This window comes from Kitasatospora sp. NPDC018058, assembly GCF_044327205.1.
GTDB lineage: Bacteria > Actinomycetota > Actinomycetes > Streptomycetales > Streptomycetaceae > Kitasatospora.
In genome coordinates this window covers 191,939-206,956 of record NZ_JBIRFA010000014.1, presented here as the reverse complement: position 1 = coordinate 206,956, position 15,018 = coordinate 191,939, and the positions used below count along the sequence as shown (strand labels likewise).

Below are 15,018 nucleotides of genomic sequence, written 5' to 3'. Positions count from 1 at the left end.
CGCCGACAACCCGAGCCTCCTCGCCTTCGACCGGACCGCAGATCGGTCGCACGAGCTGAGAACGTTTCAGGAATCCCGAAGTTACGTCACAGTCCGACGGAGCACTCGAAGGGGGAAGAAGCCCCTGGCCACGGCCTCGGTCACTCAGCGGGGCTCACGAGAACTCGCGGGATGTCGCACACATGGCGGCGAAGTCACGGACGTGTCCGGCCGCGGCGTCGAGGTGCGGGCAGGAGGCCCGGATCTCCTTGAGTTCCTGGGCGTCGTCGGCGCGGAGGCGGGCTGGGTCGGTCATGATCCAGCGGACCACTCGGCGGGGCCTCGGGGCGGGCCGAGATGACGCCGGGAGGCGGGGAGGTGTTGGAGGCGCGCCGGCTGCTGGCCGAGGTGGAGCAGGAACTCTGGCCGGTGCTGCGGCTGCCCACCACCGTTGGGGGCCGTGACCGGGCGCTGGCCTGCTACTGCCTGCGGGACCTGCTGGATGGCCGCCTTGATCCGTTGGTGGCGGCCGAGCGGATCGGCTTTGAGCTGTGCCCCGCCGACGACCCCGGCTCGCCGCTGTGGCCGGTCCGCGGATGGCTGTACCGCGCGGAGGACCAACAGGAGCACAGCGGCGGGCTGACGAAGAAGCTGGTGCCGAACTGCACGACCTGGCCGCCCAACTGCTGGCCGGTCCGCTGTCCTGACGATCAGGCCCTGACAGACGGTGTGTTCCGCCCCAGTGCCGGGCGGTCAAAGTCACCTGCCAATCGGTCAAGATCACTTGTCAGAGGAGTGCGCCACGAAGTACCACACGATCGAGTGGAGGTGAAAGACCTTCTCCGCCGGACCGTCGCAGCGGTTTGGTGAAGCAGGGGGCAGCCTGATCCGGGGAACGCCGGGGAGGGCGGCAAGCAGCCCCGACAACGGCGGGACGTGCCGGGACTACCGGACGGTGCGGGTCCGTCTAGCGAGGTCAGAAGGTGTAGTGAGAGCGAACCAGTGGTTGAAGCTCCGTAAGCAGGTGGCCGGCTCAAACCTGGTGGATACGGGCCGGTGTGCAGTGCGTGACGCGGCCGTCTTCGGGCGGTTGGGTCAACTCCGAAGCCGGGTTTCTCTTCCGGTGGGGAGGCCACGGTGAAAGCCTGCGGCGTAGGCGTGGCGATGCTGCCGGAGTAGAGCTGGGCACCTCCCTGACCAATCGATCGAGTGGTGAACGTGGGAACCATCCGCGGTCGCCCGAGCCGCCGTACAGCCAGTGCGGTGGTGGGCAGGTCCGTTGCCGACTGATGGCCGTGGGTGGGGCGGAGGCCCCGTAGTAGTCGCGGGAGTAGCGACCCGTCAAGGAGGCCGGGAAAGCCGGTCACAGGGCCAAGGGGGTCAGCAAGTCAGTGGCTGAAGTACTGGAAGGTCAGGAGGTTATCGCCGGTGAACACCGACGATCTGGAGTCAGCCCTGTTCGGGGCTGAGCTGCGGGTACTGGATGTCCAGACCAAGCTGCACCGTTGGGCTCGTGATGATCCTCATCGCAGGTTCGACGACCTGTTCAATCTCGTTGCCGATCCGGGCTTCCTTCTGGTGGCCTGGAATCGGGTGTGGAGAAACAAGGGTGCACGTACGGCCGGGGTGGACGGACGCACGGCGTCGTCCATCGCGCTGGGAACGGGTGTCGAGGAGTTCCTCGGCATGCTGCGGTCGCAGATCAAGGACCGTAGTTTCCGTCCCCTGCCGGTGCGGGAGCGGATGATCCCCAAAGCGGGCGGCAAGTTGCGTCGCCTGGGGATCGCGACGATCACCGACCGGGTGGTGCAGGCATCCTTGAAGCTGGTGCTGGAGCCGATCTTCGAGGCGGATTTCCTCCCGTGTTCCTACGGGTTTCGCCCGAACCGCCGGACCCATGACGCGGTGGCCGAGGTGCGCCATCTCACGTCCAAGAAGTACGAGTGGATCGTGGAAGGCGACATCAAAGCCTGCTTCGACGAGATCTCGCACACGGCCCTGATGGACCGGGTGCGGGCGCGAGTCGGGGACAAGCGCGTCCTGGCTCTGATGAAGGCGTTCCTCAAGGCGGGCATCCTCGGTGAGGACGGCCTGCTGCGGGACAACGACACCGGCACTCCGCAGGGTTCGATCCTCTCGCCGTTGCTCAGCAACGTGGCTCTCTCGGTCCTGGACGAGTTCATCGCCCAGACTCCTGGAGGGCCCAGATCTGATGTCTACGAGCGTCGGAGGCGTCGACGCCGCAGTCTGCCCAACTTCCGGCTGGTCCGGTACGCGGACGACTGGTGCCTGCTGGTGCACGGCACCCGGGCGGACGCCGAAACGCTACGCGACGAGATCGCAGCGGTCCTCGCCACGATGGGCCTGCGCCTGTCTCAGGAGAAGACCCTGATCACCCACATCGAGCAGGGCCTGGACTTCCTTGGCTGGCACATCCAGCGCCACCGAAAGCCAGGCGCCGACCGGCACTACGTCTACACCTACCCCGCCAAGAAGGCCCTTCGGGCCATCATGGCCAAGGTCAAGACGCTGTGCCGCGAGGTCGGTACGAACCAGCCGCTCGACGCCCTGTTGCTCCGGCTCAACCCGGCGCTGCGGGGCTGGTGCGCCTACTTCAGGCCCGGGGTGTCCTTCGCGACCTTCTCCTACCTGCGCCACTACCTGTGGCACACGGTCTGGCGATGGGCGCGGCGGAAGCACCCCAAGACGGCCTTGAGGAAGATCTACCGCCACTACTTCGGCCGTGGATCTTGGTGGGCCAGCGAGAACAGGGAACTGTTCAACCCCATCTCGGTAGGCACCACGCGCTACCGCTACCGGGGAGCAGCCATCCCCACTCCCTGGCCGATCACGGGATGAGAACAACCACCACGAGACCCCTTCGGGGCTTGTGGAGAGCCGGGTGCGGTGCCAAGTCGCATGCCCGGTTCGGGAAGCGGCTCCGGGGAAACGGGCCGGTCGAAAGACCGGAACCGCGCCCCGGGCCGACTTCACCACGGGTGACCCGTCTCACCGAAGTTTGGCGAGTCTCATCGAAGTTTGACCGGCGCGGTTCTGTCTGACGAAGTCCGACCGCCAGGGGTAGGACTGTCCGGTTCTCATTGGGCCCGTGAGGTCGTTTCATGAACCCGTTCGGCGCCCGCCGGGTGAGTCCGGCCGGCCCTACCCCGCGAACGCACCGTCAGCCACTGACATGCATACTTGCCGGACGGTCAATGGCAGGTGGAGGTGGATGACGCGGTGAAACTGGCTGAAGCGCTCGCGCAGCGCGCGGCGGCGGTGCGGCAGGTGGAGCAGTTGCGGGCGCGCGTCGTCGGCAGTGCCCGCTACCAGGAGGGCGAGGAGCCGGCCGAGAACGCGGCGGAGGTCCTGGCCCAGGCCGGGGAGGTGCTGGATGAGCTGGAGAGGCTGATCCGTCAGATCAACCGGACCAACTCCACCGTGCTCATCGAGGGTGGCGGCACTCTTACCGACGCCCTCGCCCGCCGGGACGTCCTTCGGCTGCGCCACTCGGTGACCACCGCAGCCGCCGACGCCGCCTCCGGACGCGACCAGCGCGGAGCCGTACGGCAGTTGCGGTCCGAACTCAGGATCCTCTCCGCGCTGCCGGTCGCCGAGCTCCGCGCCCAGGCGGATGTCCTGGCCAAGGAGATCCGCGAGGTGGACACCTTGATCCAGCGCACCAACTGGGAGATCGACCTGATCGAGGACTGACCCCACAAGCTGGGTGTGGGAAGCAGGTAGTCGTCATGGAGGCGTGCACACACCGCGGCCGGCGGTTTATCCGGCCCTGGCGCGTGAAGAGCAACGCAGGGGTTCGACTCCCCACCAACAGTGCAGCTCAGCATCGCGTACAGGTGACAGAGCACACTGCACAGCTCACCACCATGTGCAGATCCGGACGACGAGGGCGGGAACGGGGCGCCCACACCCGGTGCGGGGGCCGTGCACACTGTCACAGCCCCCGCACCTACTCCACAGTCGACACGTACGGCTATGTCGAGAACGACACAGCGCCGACACCTTCATCCCGCCGGGCGAGGAAATGGAACTCCTCTGGCCGGAGGCCTGATCGAAGGTCAGCAACCGGTCAAACTCCGTTGAGACGGGACACCGTCGCAGCGAAGTTTCACCGGTCTCAGCGGAGTTTGACTGGCAGCGGTCTGTCTCATAGAAGATTGACGGCCGCCCGTCCTCTGATGCGTGCTCAGTGCTCGCCGAAGAAGATCTCGCGGACCTCGCGGGCGGCGTAGTAGACCAGCACGTAGCCAGCCGCCGGGTCGGCCCACCACCAGCCGAGGGTGCTGTTGAGGACCAGGCCGAGCAGGACGGCGGCGGCGAGCAGGCCGTCGATCAGGGTGACCCGGCCCTCCGTCTTGAGGACGGGGTTGTCGAGGGCGGCGCCGGTGCGGGCCTTGCCGAAGGCGAGGGCGAACATCACGGCGGCGGTAACAGCGGTCCAGGCGATGCCGAGCGGCGAGTGGTGCGGACGGAAGCCGCTGACCAGGACGATCGTGGACTGCGCGAGCAGGTAGAGGCCGAGCAACGCGAAGCCGATGCCGATCAGCTTCAGCGCCCGCTTCTGCCGCTCCTCGCCGGTGCCGGACAGCTCCCAGATCACCACGGTGGAGGCGCCGATCTCGATCAGGGAGTCCAGGCCGAAGCCGGCCAGCGCGACCGAGCGGGCGCCGATCGCGGCAATCGCGAGCACCACGATGCCGATCACGTTCCAGCCCAGGGTCGCGTACTCGAGGGCGAAGCCTCGGCGAAGCAGGGTCTGGCGGGAGATCTCGTTCACGTCGTTCACCGGCGGATTATCCCAGCCTTCCGTTCGACGACCTTCCTCCCCGATCTGGCTCCGGAGCCTAGGAGCGGCGTGGTCAATCTTCGCTGAGAACCGTCAAACTTCGCTGCGACGGGTCACGGGGCGGTCACCGGGTCAGGTCCGCCGGAAGCGGATCAGCGGTGGGTGCTCCACGGCGTCCGGATCGGCCGGCGGGTCGTAGGCGGCCAGTCCGGCTGCCCGCACTTGCTCGGCGATCCGCAGCCACTCCTGGTGGTCCGCCTCGGCGGTGAGCACCGAGTGGTCGACGCTCGGGTCCTCCAGCGCCAGGCCCCGGATGTGGTGGAGCTGCTCCAGCGCCTTGTCCGCCGCCTGGTCGATCTCCGCTGGCGTCATCCCGTCGGCGATTCGGCACACCAGCGCGCGATGGAAGGGGGCCGTGTCCGGGTGCAGCTCCAGCCGCTCATCGTGTGGGCGCAGCCAGCGGGCCGGGATGGTGTGGACGACCGTGCCGGGGAACGCGATGGCCTTCCCGTCCGCGTCCCGGACGACGCCGGTGATCTCGTACTCCTGGCCCTCGGCGAGATCGAGGCCGGCGGCCTGCTCGGCGGTCAGGCGCAGCGCGACCCTTCCGGCCGGGACGTCCCGGCTGACCACCACCGTGCCGGGCTCCTCGCCGAAGCCGGTCACCGTCACCGTGACGCGCCGCCCGCGCACGAGGTGCAGCTGCATGTCCGCCCGCCACTGCTCGGCGCCCGCTCCCGCCGCCAGCGCCGGGAGCCGCTGGGGGATGCTCGCGATGTAGGTCTCGCCGACCACGACGTCCCCGGTACGCATCGCCTTCTCCTCGCCCCGCCTGTGTCCATCCTGCCCGGCCGGGAAGGCTCGCCGTCACCGCGCCCGGGGAGTTTCGCCCCGCCAAACTCCCCGTCGCAGGTCAAGGGGCGCGACTGCGATCCCGCGTCGCTTTCGCACGCGGGTCCGGCAGCTGGCCGCGCACTGCGACCGGCGGCCCCACGATCGCCGGCGCCTGGTGAGTTTCGCCCCGGCGCCTGGTGAGTTCCGCCCCGGAGGAACTCCCCGCCGCAGGTCAGGGCTGGCCTGTGCGATCCATGTCGCAGTCGCATCCGCACTCGGGGCCGGCCGCCCTGCAGAACGGCCAGCCGGTCGCAGCGCTGCACGAGGATGGCGCTGCAACCGGCTGCTACCCGTGCAGCGCTGCACGCTGCTACCCGTGCAGCGCGGTGCAGCGCTGCACATGCTGCTCCCTTGTCCGAGCCAAGGCCAAGGCCCGCGAAGCAGCAGCGGCCGAAGCTGCTGCACCTCCCGCCGCTGGTGCACCCGAGCCGGTCGCTGCACCAGACCTTGCCGCACCCGCTGCTGCTGCTGTACCTGCGGCCGCCGTCCCGTCCGATGACCCGTGGGGCGAGGACGGCCGCTACCTGCTCAGCCTGGCCGACGCGCTGCGCCGCAAGCTGACCGCCTTCCTGGAGGAGACCGAGAACGGCGACCCGGTCGCCGCGTTCAAGGAGCAGACGCTACGGCTGCCCGGCTACAGCTCCCGCGTCTTCGCCACCGCGCAGGACATCCGGGACAAGGCCCGCTGGCCCGACCTCACCGAGTCCGAGCGCGTCAGCCGGCGGCTGGTCGAGCGGATCGACCTGTGGGGCGACGACGCCGGTTCGACTGACGACGACCAGGACCAGGACGGCGATGGTTCCGCCTCGCGGGGCGAAACCGCTGCCGCCGACGAGGACCAGGAGCAGCCCGCCCCGGCGGCGCCGGCCTGGTCACCAAGCTGCGGCCCCACCGGCGCGCCCGGACACCCCAGCCACCCCGAGCACACCCCCGGCCAGGCACCGGCCATCAATCCCACGACCACCTGATGATCGGCGTGTTGTTTTCAGTGGGTTCGGCGCAGGCGTTCACTCCTCCAACGGTGGTGGGATGGACCAGCACGCGGATGGGTCTTGCCTGTGTGACTCGTGCAGGCAAGGCCCATTCGCGTTGGTCGGCGGGCGATGGTCTCAGCCTGAATCAAGATTCTTCCGCGAGAATCGTCCGCTCGTGATGTCACAACGGGTCGCCGAGAGGCCCGTGCTCGTTTTCCAGGCTGTTGGCCCAGTGGGCGGCGAAGTCCGGCCGGGTGCCGTCGGTGTCGGTGAAGCCGTACTCGCGGTACAGGCCCCAGGTGGCCAGTGCCCGTCCGGTCTTGGCCATGACGCCGGGGTCGGCGGCCAGTGCGACGACCGCCCGTCCCAGGTAGGCGGGGGTCTCGGAGTGGGCGAAGTTGGGGTCCTTGGCCGCGCCGTCGCGCCAGTTGGCCGCAGTGACGCCGAAATGCTCCAGCACCGCCTCCGAGCGCAGGAAGCCGGGCGTGATCGCCACGGCCGCGACGCCGTGCGGCTTCAGCTCGGCGGCCTGCGCGACGGCGAGACGGATCACCGTCGACTTCGCCAGGTCGTAGAAGAACGAGCCGCGGTAGCGGGCGGTGTTGCCGTCGGTGACCTCCACGACCAGGCCGCTCTTGCGGGCGACCATCAGCGGAAGCGCGAAGTGGCTGGTGATCACGTGGGTCTCCACCGCCTGACGCAGCAGGCGAAGACCGGTCTCCAGGTCCTGCTCCCACAACGGATGCTCCCAGTCCGTCAGCGGGTCTGCGCCCCATACGGAATTGACCAGGATGTCGAGCCGTCCGTCCTGCTCGGCCGCGATCTTGTCGACGAGGGACCGGACCTCGTCGGGACGGCTGTGGTCGGTGCGGACCGGGATGCCGAGGCCGCCGGCGGCGGTGACCTGCGCGGCGGTCTCCTCGATGGTCTCCGGGCGGTCCAGATCGGAGCGCCCGCCAGTGCTGCTGCGGCCGGTGACGTACACCGTGGCGCCGGCAGCGCCGAGTTCGACGGCGATGCCTCGTCCGCCGCCGCGGGTGCCGCCTGCGACCAGGGCCACTTTTCCGGCCAGCGGCCGCTTCCCGATCGTCATGATTCCTCCAGGTCGTCGTCGTGTCCGGGGAGCAGGTGCGGGGACAGCACTGCGTCGAGTTCGTGCCGCAGTCGCTGGGCGAGGGTGCCCCGGCGCTCCAGAGCCCAGACCAGGCCCGCGCCAGCGGTGATCGCCTGCACGGAGCCGGCCAGCGCTGCGACGTCCGTTCCGGTGCGGAGCTGACCCGCGGCGATGGCTTCCGTCAGCAGTGTCTCGATCGCCCGGCGCTGGGCCTGGTGGGCAGCCAGGGCGGGCTCGTAGAGCTGCGGGTCGGTGAGGTCCATGCACAAGAAGGCCAGATGGTTGGCGAAGTGTTCCGGCGTGTCCATGGAAGCCAGCCACCGCACGATCAGTGCCGCCAACGCGTCGAGGGCCGTTTCGTGCTCCTCGCGCACACACCCGGGCAGCGCGTCCGCGGCCTTCGCGGACTGCTGGGCGAGCGCCACGAGCAGACCGCCCTTGGAGCCGAACCGCTGAATGAGGGTCCCGGGCACCAGGCCGACCTCCCGCGCCACCGCGGCAAGAGTCAGCCCCGCAGGGCCCACGCGGCCCATCACCTCGGCAGCCGCACGCAGGATCACCGCATCGTCTACCCCACGGGGACGTCCCGCCATCGCACGCTCCATCATTAATAAATGCTCGTTCATTCATTTAATCATGCGGCCAGTCAGGCACGCACGCGAGATGCCCTGGGAACAGGGCCTGGGCACCTTCCGCCGACGTCGGGGCAGTACCCCGGGCCGGGGCACTGCCCCGACGCCCCGGCCGACTGATCAGCGGGAGGTCATCTTCGGGTGGGGCAGCCGCCCTTGTGGTTGCCCGGTCCAGGGCCGGCCGCCGGTGTTTTCGGCTCCGATGAAACATCGCCTGCGAGGCTTCCCTTCGATCGGGTGCTGTCTCCCAGCGTGTTGGGATGAGACCGGGAGACGGAGGACAGCCTGCCGCTGAAAGGAGACCCCTGGCTCCGAGGGTTCGCGGGTCTCGTGCCGTCGACAGGTGGGGGGTGGCGGCTCTGGATCTGCCCGGATCGGTGCCGAATCGGCCTACCGCAGTGGCCCGGGGTGAACGGGAAGCTGCCGTGGCCCGGTTGATGGACCTGGACAGCCAGGGCGAGCTGACCACAGCTCATGTGCGGCTGGTTGCTTCGTCTCTCGGGGTGACTATGCGGGCGGTGTGGTACTGGATCGCCACAGCACGTAAGGAAGGCTGGCTCTCGCCGCGCCCCCGCGCACGGCTGACCGTCACCCCGGAGATCCGGCGTCTGCTGGCGTTCTGGGGAGGCAACGTCTCGGCTGTCCACCGCGAACTGCCGGCCCGCGCGGCAGACGACCCCGATACAGAGCCGGTGCTGTCGCTGTCGGCCCTGCACCGCGCGGTGGTGCGGGAACTGCCGCCGAACGTCGCCGTCTGGCCGACCTCGCCCTCGCGAATAGAGGCACCCCCGCCTCCTGGGCGGCGCTGGAGGCGTTCCTGCTGCCGCTGATGCACGGCGGCGATCCGCTGCCAGCGGCCGCAGTGACCAAAGGGCGGCCCCTCGTGGCCAGGACCTACATCGGAGCGGTCACCGGCGCCAGCCGGTGGCAGGTCATCCAGTTCTCCGACCGGCACCACCTGGTCGACCTCGTTGCACGGCGTCCTGGCCCCTGCCCGATGTCCCTGCCCGTCCGGGCGACGCTCGACGGCCGGCCGTGGCGTGCGGCCATGGACTTCGAGGAGGTGCCGGAACTGATGCGCCACCTCGGCACCGCCGCCGCGGTCGTCTGCCTCTCTACCTGACCGGCATGCGGCCCCAGGAGGTTCTGAACCTGCGCTCCGGGTGGCTGCCCCGAGCCCGAAAGCGCTCTGAACGGCACGGTGGGCCGCCACATGATCCGCGCCCGTCACTTCAAGAACGTCACCGACACCCACGGCCACCACGTCTCGGCCGGCGAGGCCCGCTCGGTTCCGTGGGTGGCCATCACCCCGGTCGTCAACGCCATCCGCGTCCTGGAGCGGATGGTGCCCGAAGGCGAACTCCTCTTCGCCGCCGCCCACCAGTTCGGTCAGGACACCGGGGCGCTGCAAAGCGGCGGCCTCAACACGCGGATCAAGGACTTCGCGGCCTGGGCCAACCGCGAGGCCGCAGCGCGTCAACTGCCCGGCCAGCACATCCCCGACGACCCGCTCGGCCCCGTTCAGGCCGGCCGCTTCCGCCGAACCCTCGCCTGGCACATCGCCCGTCAGCCCGGCGGCCTGGTCGCCCTCGCCATCCAGTACGGCCACATGCGCACGGTCCTGGACGCCCGCACCTCCGCCCGCTACGGCACCCGCAGCCGCGGCGGCATCCACACCGTCCTCGACGTCGAAACCGCACTCGCCGCCGCCGCACCGCCGCCCGCCTGCGCGACCAACTCTCCGCCGGCGAACGCATCTCCGGCCCCGCCACCCGACGGGCCCTCACCGCAGCCGCCCACGTCCCCCGCTTCGAAGGCCGCATCGTCCCCCGCACCTTCGCCGCCAAAGCCCACGCCTACCTCGCCCGCGAGGGCATCGTCTTGTTCGACAACCCCGACGCCCTGCTGATCTGCGCCTTCAAACGCGACACCGCCCTGTGCGAACCCGACGCCGGCGCGAACCGCCCAGATCCCGGAGTCCGAGAAGCGCCTGCGGCTGACTGTCGTCAAGCTCAAGCAGACCGTCGCCGACCAGCACGCCGAGATCCTCGAACTCCGCCAACAGGTCACCCGGCTCACTCTCGCCGCCGCCGTCCTCACCCACCGAACCGGCAGGCCAGCGCCCTCTAGCCCGGACGCCGGCAACGTCGTAGCGCTCCGCCCGCCGACAAACTGACCGGCCCATCGGAACCGGGGGTGCCCGTGCCCGCATCCCGTACAGCGGCCCGAGCCCCTCGGCCGCCGCTCGCCCAACCTCTCGATGTACCGGTGGCCGCCTGCCGGCGGGGCAGGCGGCCACAGCGGTGCGGAGTATCACCTCAGCACGAGGCGCAGGCCTTCCGAAGCGAACGCCTTGTCAGCTCGCAGGCGGTCCAGCCAGCCGGCCTGCCGCGAAGCCAAGCGGGACTGATCGTTCTCAGGGTCACCGCGGTGACCCTGGCCGGGAGCCGTCCAGCCGAGCCGACTGTTCACCACTCTGCCACGTCGGCGGGGCGGTCACTCACTTGTCGCCGGAGATGACCGAGTCCGGGAAGAGCGAGTCTTCCCACATTGGCACGCCTTCGTTGGTGCGGACGGACAGCACCCGGCATCCCATCAGCTCGACAGCAGCCAGGATGCGGAGCCGTGCCACCGCACCATCCTCTGCCGGGAAAGCCGCTCGGATCTGGTGACTGTAGGCCGTCTCGTAGGTCAAGCGCCAATCAAGGCCGCTGACCGCGAAGTGGTCCTGTCGGACGTCATCCTCGTACGGAGACAGATAGGTGCCGCGGTCCTCCGTCGGGGCCAGCGAATCCCGCAAGATCCTCAGACGCTCCAAATACGTTCCTGTGCCGTCGGACAGTCTGATGTTGACCTGTTGAAGTTCCCGGGCCGTCGTGAACCAGGGACGGAGCCCTGGTTCCATGCCGCCGAGAATCCCCGAGCTGATCTTGCCGCTGGCGCGGCGGTGGCGTGAGCTCGGTGCCCGGCGGGAGGAGTACGCTCAGTGGCCGAAGAATCACTCGATCGAGTGATGGATGGCTTCCGGCCTCGGACGGTCCGCGTCCGGTCAACGACCCGGCCGAAAGTCGGCCGGTGCCGATCGGGTCCTCGGGGAGGGGACAGCGTGGGGAGCAACACGGACTGGATGCTGCACGGATCATGCCGTACGGCGGATCCGGACGCACTGTTCGTCGAGGGGGCGGCGCAGAACCGGGCCAAGGCGGTATGCGCGGGGTGTCCGGTGTTGACGGAGTGCCTGGCGGAAGCGCTGGACCATCGCATCGAACACGGCGTCTGGGGCGGCATGACGGACCGGGAACGCCGTGCGCTGTTGCGTCGGCGCCCCACCGTGATGTCGTGGCGCGGACTGCTGGAGCAGGCGCGGGCTGAGTACGAGCGTCAGGCCGCCGACGGCCGCAAGGAGTTGACTCGAACGGGATGACAGCACACCGCGCAGTCCGGTAGAAGCCGGACCCGGTCAGCTGGGGCAGGGGCGAGCACTGTGCCGACTGTCGAGAAGATCCTGCTGGCTTCCGTTGGCGTGCTGCCGGGCGCGGTCCGGAAGGCGCTGGCTGTGGATATGGCCGACCCCGCGCGGCGACTGCGAGCACCGTGGCCGCACCCCCTTCCGGCCGAGGACTCGTCGGGCCTGCGCCGCGGGTTCATCCCCCGCGCGGACGGCACCGAGGAGCGCACCTACGGCTCCGCCACCGGCGGGTTCGACGCCGCCGAGTGGTCCCAGCGGGTCGCCGAGCACCACGGCGACGTCACCGAGGCCATGCGGGCCTGGCTGGTGGAGACCGGCCGCGCCGCCGAAGACGCCGACATCGCCTACCCGGAAGTCCGCGGTTGGATCCCCGAGTAGCACCACCCGATCCCCTGCACACCCGGCGGCACCCGGCAGACGAGGAGAACCACCGCCGCCGAGCAGGACGCCCGAGCGGAGTCGATTTCGTGTGCTTCCAGAGGCCCGTCCCCGGGGCGACACCGCGACCAGCCCGGGGATGAAGCCCGCGACACACGGCAGGGCAGTGCCGGGCTGCCGTACGGCGCGGGCAGCGCGTACGCCGCCCCGCAGGATGATCCTCGTCCTGCCGGGCAGCCGTGCGACCTTCGTGATCAGCGGGACGACCAGGTCTCGACCCTCTGGGGAAGGCTGCCGTGGAACCGGGGGTGAAACTTCCCGCCGCGGCGGGCCGTGGCCTGCTACAGTCGTGTTAGTTGCAGTAGTGGTTCCCATGAACTTTGTGTGCGCCTGCTGATGTATTGCAGGCGCATTTTTTGTTCCCCGGCTCTTCCCCGGTGGGCGCTCCATGCGGTGACTCGAAGCCCGCGCTGTGCGTGCTACGGACAGTCCCTTGAAGGAGATTTTTAATGGCTAATGGCACTGTGAAGTGGTTCAACTCGGAGAAGGGCTTCGGCTTCATCGAGCAGGAGGGTGGCGGCCCCGACGTCTTCGCCCACTACTCGAACATCAACGCCAACGGCTTCCGTGAGCTGCTCGAGGGCCAGAAGGTCGAGTTCGACGTCACGCAGGGCCAGAAGGGCCCGCAGGCCGAGAACATTCGCCCGCTGTAGTTCTTCTGCCATGGCACCCGCCTGGCAGCGAGGGGCCCGCACCGCGCACACGTGCCCGGTGCGGGCCCCTCGGTCATCGCGCCACGGCGCATCCCTCCGGCCGTTCAGGCCCCTGGCTCCGCCACCGGTGGCCATTCCCACGCGAGACGCACAGCGCCGCGTCCGGATCGGCGCCCTGCCGTGACAGCTCACGGTTGTAGGTTCTTCGCTCCCGCCCTCCGTGGCGAGCGCCGACCGTGGGTGACGTGCCGCACGGTTCCACCGTCCACGCTCCGCCCGTCACACTTTTGGCCCGTTCCCTCGCGGTCTCCGTTCGGCGCCCCGCGCCACGGAGCCTTCCTCGTGACGTGCCGCTCCGAGGAAGGTCTTCCGCATGGCCCGCTCCAGTCGCTCCTCGTACCACAACGCCGACTTCCGCTCCGCGGCCGGCTCCCGCTCCGGTGGCGGCTCCTTCTACGGCGACCGGCCCGCCGGAGGCCGACACCCCTCCGGCAGGAGTGCCCCTCGGGGCCCCTCCACGCGGGGCGAGTTCGCGATGCCGGTGAGCACCACCCCGGCACTGCCGGCCGTCGAGTCCTTCGACGAGCTGGACATGCCCAAGGCGCTGCTGTCGGTGCTGACCCGCCAGGGCGTCACCGCGCCGTTCCCGATCCAGGCCGCAACGCTGCCGAACTCGCTGGCCGGCCGCGACCTCCTCGGACGGGGCCGGACCGGCTCCGGCAAGACCATCGCGTTCGGCCTCGCCGTGCTGGCACGCACCGCCGGGCAGCGGGCCGAGCCGCGTTACCCGCTGGCCGTGGTGCTGGTCCCCACCCGCGAGCTCGCGCAGCAGGTCACCGAGGCCCTCACCCCCTACGCCCGCGCCGTGCACCTGCGGATGGCGACCGTGGTGGGCGGGACGTCGATGAGCCGCCAGGCATGGATGCTGAACCGCGGGGCGGAGGTCGTGGTGGCCACCCCGGGCCGGCTCAAGGACCTGATCCAGCGCGGCGACTGCCGACTGGAGCGGGTCGGCATCACGGTGCTCGACGAGGCCGACCAGATGGCCGACATGGGCTTCCTGCCGCAGGTCACCGAGCTCCTCGACCAGGTCGCCGAAGGCGGCCAGACGATGCTGTTCTCCGCCACCCTGGACCGCAACGTCGACCGCCTGGTGCGGCGCTTCCTCAAGGACCCGGTCACCCACTCGGTGGACCCGTCCGCGGCAGCGGTCAGCACCATGGAGCACCACGTGCTGCACGTGCAGAACTTCGACAAGAACGCCACGATCGCCCACATCGCGTCCCGCGACGGCAGGGTGATCATGTTCATCGACACCAAGCACGGCGCGGACCGCCTGGTGGCGGACCTGCTCGCCAACGGGGTGAAGGCCGCGGCCCTGCACGGCGACAAGTCCCAGCCGCAGCGCACCCGCACCCTGGAGCAGTTCCGCACCGGCCAGGTGACCGCGTTGATCGCGACCAACGTCGCCGCCCGGGGCATCCACGTCGACGGGCTCGACCTGGTCGTCAACGTGGACCCGCCGGGCGACCACAAGGACTACCTCCACCGGGGCGGCCGCACGGCCCGGGCCGGCGAGTCCGGCACGGTCGTCACGCTGGTGCTGCCCAACCAGCGCCGCGGGATGGCCCGCCTGATGACAACGGCCGGCATCACCCCCGTCACCACCAGGGTCAGCGCCGGCGACGAGGACCTGACCCGCATCACCGGCGCCCGCGTGCCCACCGGCATCCCCACCGTGATCCCCGACCCCGTCGTCGAGCGGCCGCGCCGCGGCCCGTCCACGAGTCGCGGCCGCCGCGACCGCCCCGCCTACGCCACCGGCGACACCCGAGCCGCCACCGGCCGCGACGACCAGGGCTCCTCCGGCCGCCGCCGGACGCCCAGGCGCGCCGCCCGCGTCGCGTAGCACCGCCGGGCCCGGTTCGCGGTGCGGACCGGGCCCGCGCGGTTTGCCTGGTCGGCGACACCGCTCCAGTAGCCCTACCTGGCAGCTGTGGACAGGCTCCGGGCAGGGCGGCCGGGACGGGCCGCCCATCTGGCTGCCAGTGCCACGAC

Annotated in this window: 17 protein-coding genes; 11 read left to right on the top strand and 6 right to left on the bottom strand. The window is 70.0% G+C overall.

Going from position 1 to position 15,018, the window contains the following annotated elements:
* Positions 1 to 154: 154 nt before the first annotated feature.
* Positions 155 to 295 (bottom strand): hypothetical protein, encoded by a 141-nt coding sequence (locus ACH4E7_RS21525; protein ID WP_396250614.1) that lies wholly within the window; start codon positions 293 to 295, stop codon positions 155 to 157.
* Between the two features lie 62 nt (positions 296 to 357).
* Between ACH4E7_RS21525 and ACH4E7_RS21520 the strand changes: the two genes are divergently transcribed.
* The 3 genes from ACH4E7_RS21520 (at position 358) to ACH4E7_RS21510 (ending at position 3,693) form a co-directional block, all read left to right on the top strand.
* Positions 358 to 849: a hypothetical protein gene (locus ACH4E7_RS21520; protein WP_396250613.1), complete on the top strand. Its 492-nt coding sequence runs from the start codon at positions 358 to 360 to the stop codon at positions 847 to 849.
* A gap of 558 nt (positions 850 to 1,407) precedes the next feature.
* Positions 1,408 to 2,838, top strand: a complete 1,431-nt coding sequence (gene ltrA / locus ACH4E7_RS21515; RefSeq protein WP_396250612.1) for a group II intron reverse transcriptase/maturase — start codon at positions 1,408 to 1,410, stop codon at positions 2,836 to 2,838.
* 381 nt (positions 2,839 to 3,219) lie between these two features.
* Positions 3,220 to 3,693 (top strand): DIP1984 family protein, encoded by a 474-nt coding sequence (locus ACH4E7_RS21510; RefSeq protein WP_326847305.1) that lies wholly within the window; start codon positions 3,220 to 3,222, stop codon positions 3,691 to 3,693.
* Positions 3,694 to 4,186: 493 nt separating this feature from the next.
* Here ACH4E7_RS21510 and ACH4E7_RS21505 read toward each other — a convergent pair whose 3' ends face one another.
* Both ACH4E7_RS21505 and ACH4E7_RS21500 read right to left on the bottom strand, forming a co-directional pair.
* Positions 4,187 to 4,786 (bottom strand): cation transporter, encoded by a 600-nt coding sequence (locus ACH4E7_RS21505; protein ID WP_396250611.1) that lies wholly within the window; start codon positions 4,784 to 4,786, stop codon positions 4,187 to 4,189.
* A gap of 132 nt (positions 4,787 to 4,918) precedes the next feature.
* A complete protein-coding gene (locus tag ACH4E7_RS21500; RefSeq protein WP_396250610.1) occupies positions 4,919 to 5,599 on the bottom strand; it encodes a hypothetical protein in 681 nt (226 codons plus the stop codon).
* Between the two features lie 275 nt (positions 5,600 to 5,874).
* Here ACH4E7_RS21500 and ACH4E7_RS21495 point away from each other — a divergent pair, with 275 nt between their 5' ends.
* The gene (locus tag ACH4E7_RS21495) at positions 5,875 to 6,648 is read left to right on the top strand and encodes a hypothetical protein (RefSeq protein ID WP_396250609.1); all 774 of its coding nucleotides are present in this window, start codon (positions 5,875 to 5,877) and stop codon (positions 6,646 to 6,648) included.
* Between the two features lie 187 nt (positions 6,649 to 6,835).
* Here the strand turns inward: ACH4E7_RS21495 and ACH4E7_RS21490 are convergent, their stop codons facing one another.
* Positions 6,836 to 7,747, bottom strand: a complete 912-nt coding sequence (locus ACH4E7_RS21490; protein WP_396250608.1) for an SDR family oxidoreductase — start codon at positions 7,745 to 7,747, stop codon at positions 6,836 to 6,838.
* Positions 7,744 to 8,394, bottom strand: a complete 651-nt coding sequence (locus ACH4E7_RS21485) for a TetR/AcrR family transcriptional regulator (protein WP_396250607.1) — start codon at positions 8,392 to 8,394, stop codon at positions 7,744 to 7,746. The genes ACH4E7_RS21490 and ACH4E7_RS21485 overlap by 4 nt, the downstream gene beginning before the upstream one ends.
* A 431-nt stretch (positions 8,395 to 8,825) precedes the next feature.
* Between ACH4E7_RS21485 and ACH4E7_RS21480 the strand changes: the two genes are divergently transcribed.
* The 3 genes from ACH4E7_RS21480 (at position 8,826) to ACH4E7_RS21470 (ending at position 10,309) form a co-directional block, all read left to right on the top strand.
* Positions 8,826 to 9,230, top strand: a complete 405-nt coding sequence (locus ACH4E7_RS21480) for a hypothetical protein (RefSeq protein WP_396250606.1) — start codon at positions 8,826 to 8,828, stop codon at positions 9,228 to 9,230.
* Between the two features lie 53 nt (positions 9,231 to 9,283).
* A complete protein-coding gene (locus ACH4E7_RS21475; protein WP_396250605.1) occupies positions 9,284 to 9,523 on the top strand; it encodes a hypothetical protein in 240 nt (79 codons plus the stop codon).
* Between the two features lie 90 nt (positions 9,524 to 9,613).
* Positions 9,614 to 10,309, top strand: coding sequence for a hypothetical protein (locus ACH4E7_RS21470; RefSeq protein WP_396250604.1), 696 nt, complete (start codon positions 9,614 to 9,616; stop codon positions 10,307 to 10,309).
* Between the two features lie 591 nt (positions 10,310 to 10,900).
* Here the strand turns inward: ACH4E7_RS21470 and ACH4E7_RS21465 are convergent.
* A complete protein-coding gene (locus ACH4E7_RS21465; protein WP_396250603.1) occupies positions 10,901 to 11,305 on the bottom strand; it encodes a hypothetical protein in 405 nt (134 codons plus the stop codon).
* 108 nt (positions 11,306 to 11,413) lie between these two features.
* On the opposite strand from ACH4E7_RS21465, the gene ACH4E7_RS21460 reads away from it, so the two are divergent.
* The 4 genes from ACH4E7_RS21460 (at position 11,414) to ACH4E7_RS21445 (ending at position 14,869) form a co-directional block, all read left to right on the top strand.
* On the top strand, positions 11,414 to 11,824 hold the full coding sequence (locus ACH4E7_RS21460) for a WhiB family transcriptional regulator (protein WP_396250649.1): 411 nt from the start codon (positions 11,414 to 11,416) through the stop codon (positions 11,822 to 11,824).
* Positions 11,825 to 11,884: 60 nt separating this feature from the next.
* Positions 11,885 to 12,247 carry a hypothetical protein gene (locus ACH4E7_RS21455; RefSeq protein ID WP_396250601.1) on the top strand — a complete coding sequence of 121 codons (363 nt, stop codon included), beginning with the start codon at positions 11,885 to 11,887 and terminating at the stop codon, positions 12,245 to 12,247.
* A 509-nt stretch (positions 12,248 to 12,756) separates the two neighbouring features.
* Entirely contained in the window at positions 12,757 to 12,960 is a 204-nt protein-coding gene (locus ACH4E7_RS21450; RefSeq protein ID WP_045694210.1) for a cold-shock protein, read from the top strand.
* 373 nt (positions 12,961 to 13,333) lie between these two features.
* The gene (locus tag ACH4E7_RS21445; protein ID WP_396250600.1) at positions 13,334 to 14,869 is read left to right on the top strand and encodes a DEAD/DEAH box helicase; all 1,536 of its coding nucleotides are present in this window, start codon (positions 13,334 to 13,336) and stop codon (positions 14,867 to 14,869) included.
* Positions 14,870 to 15,018 lie beyond the last annotated feature (149 nt).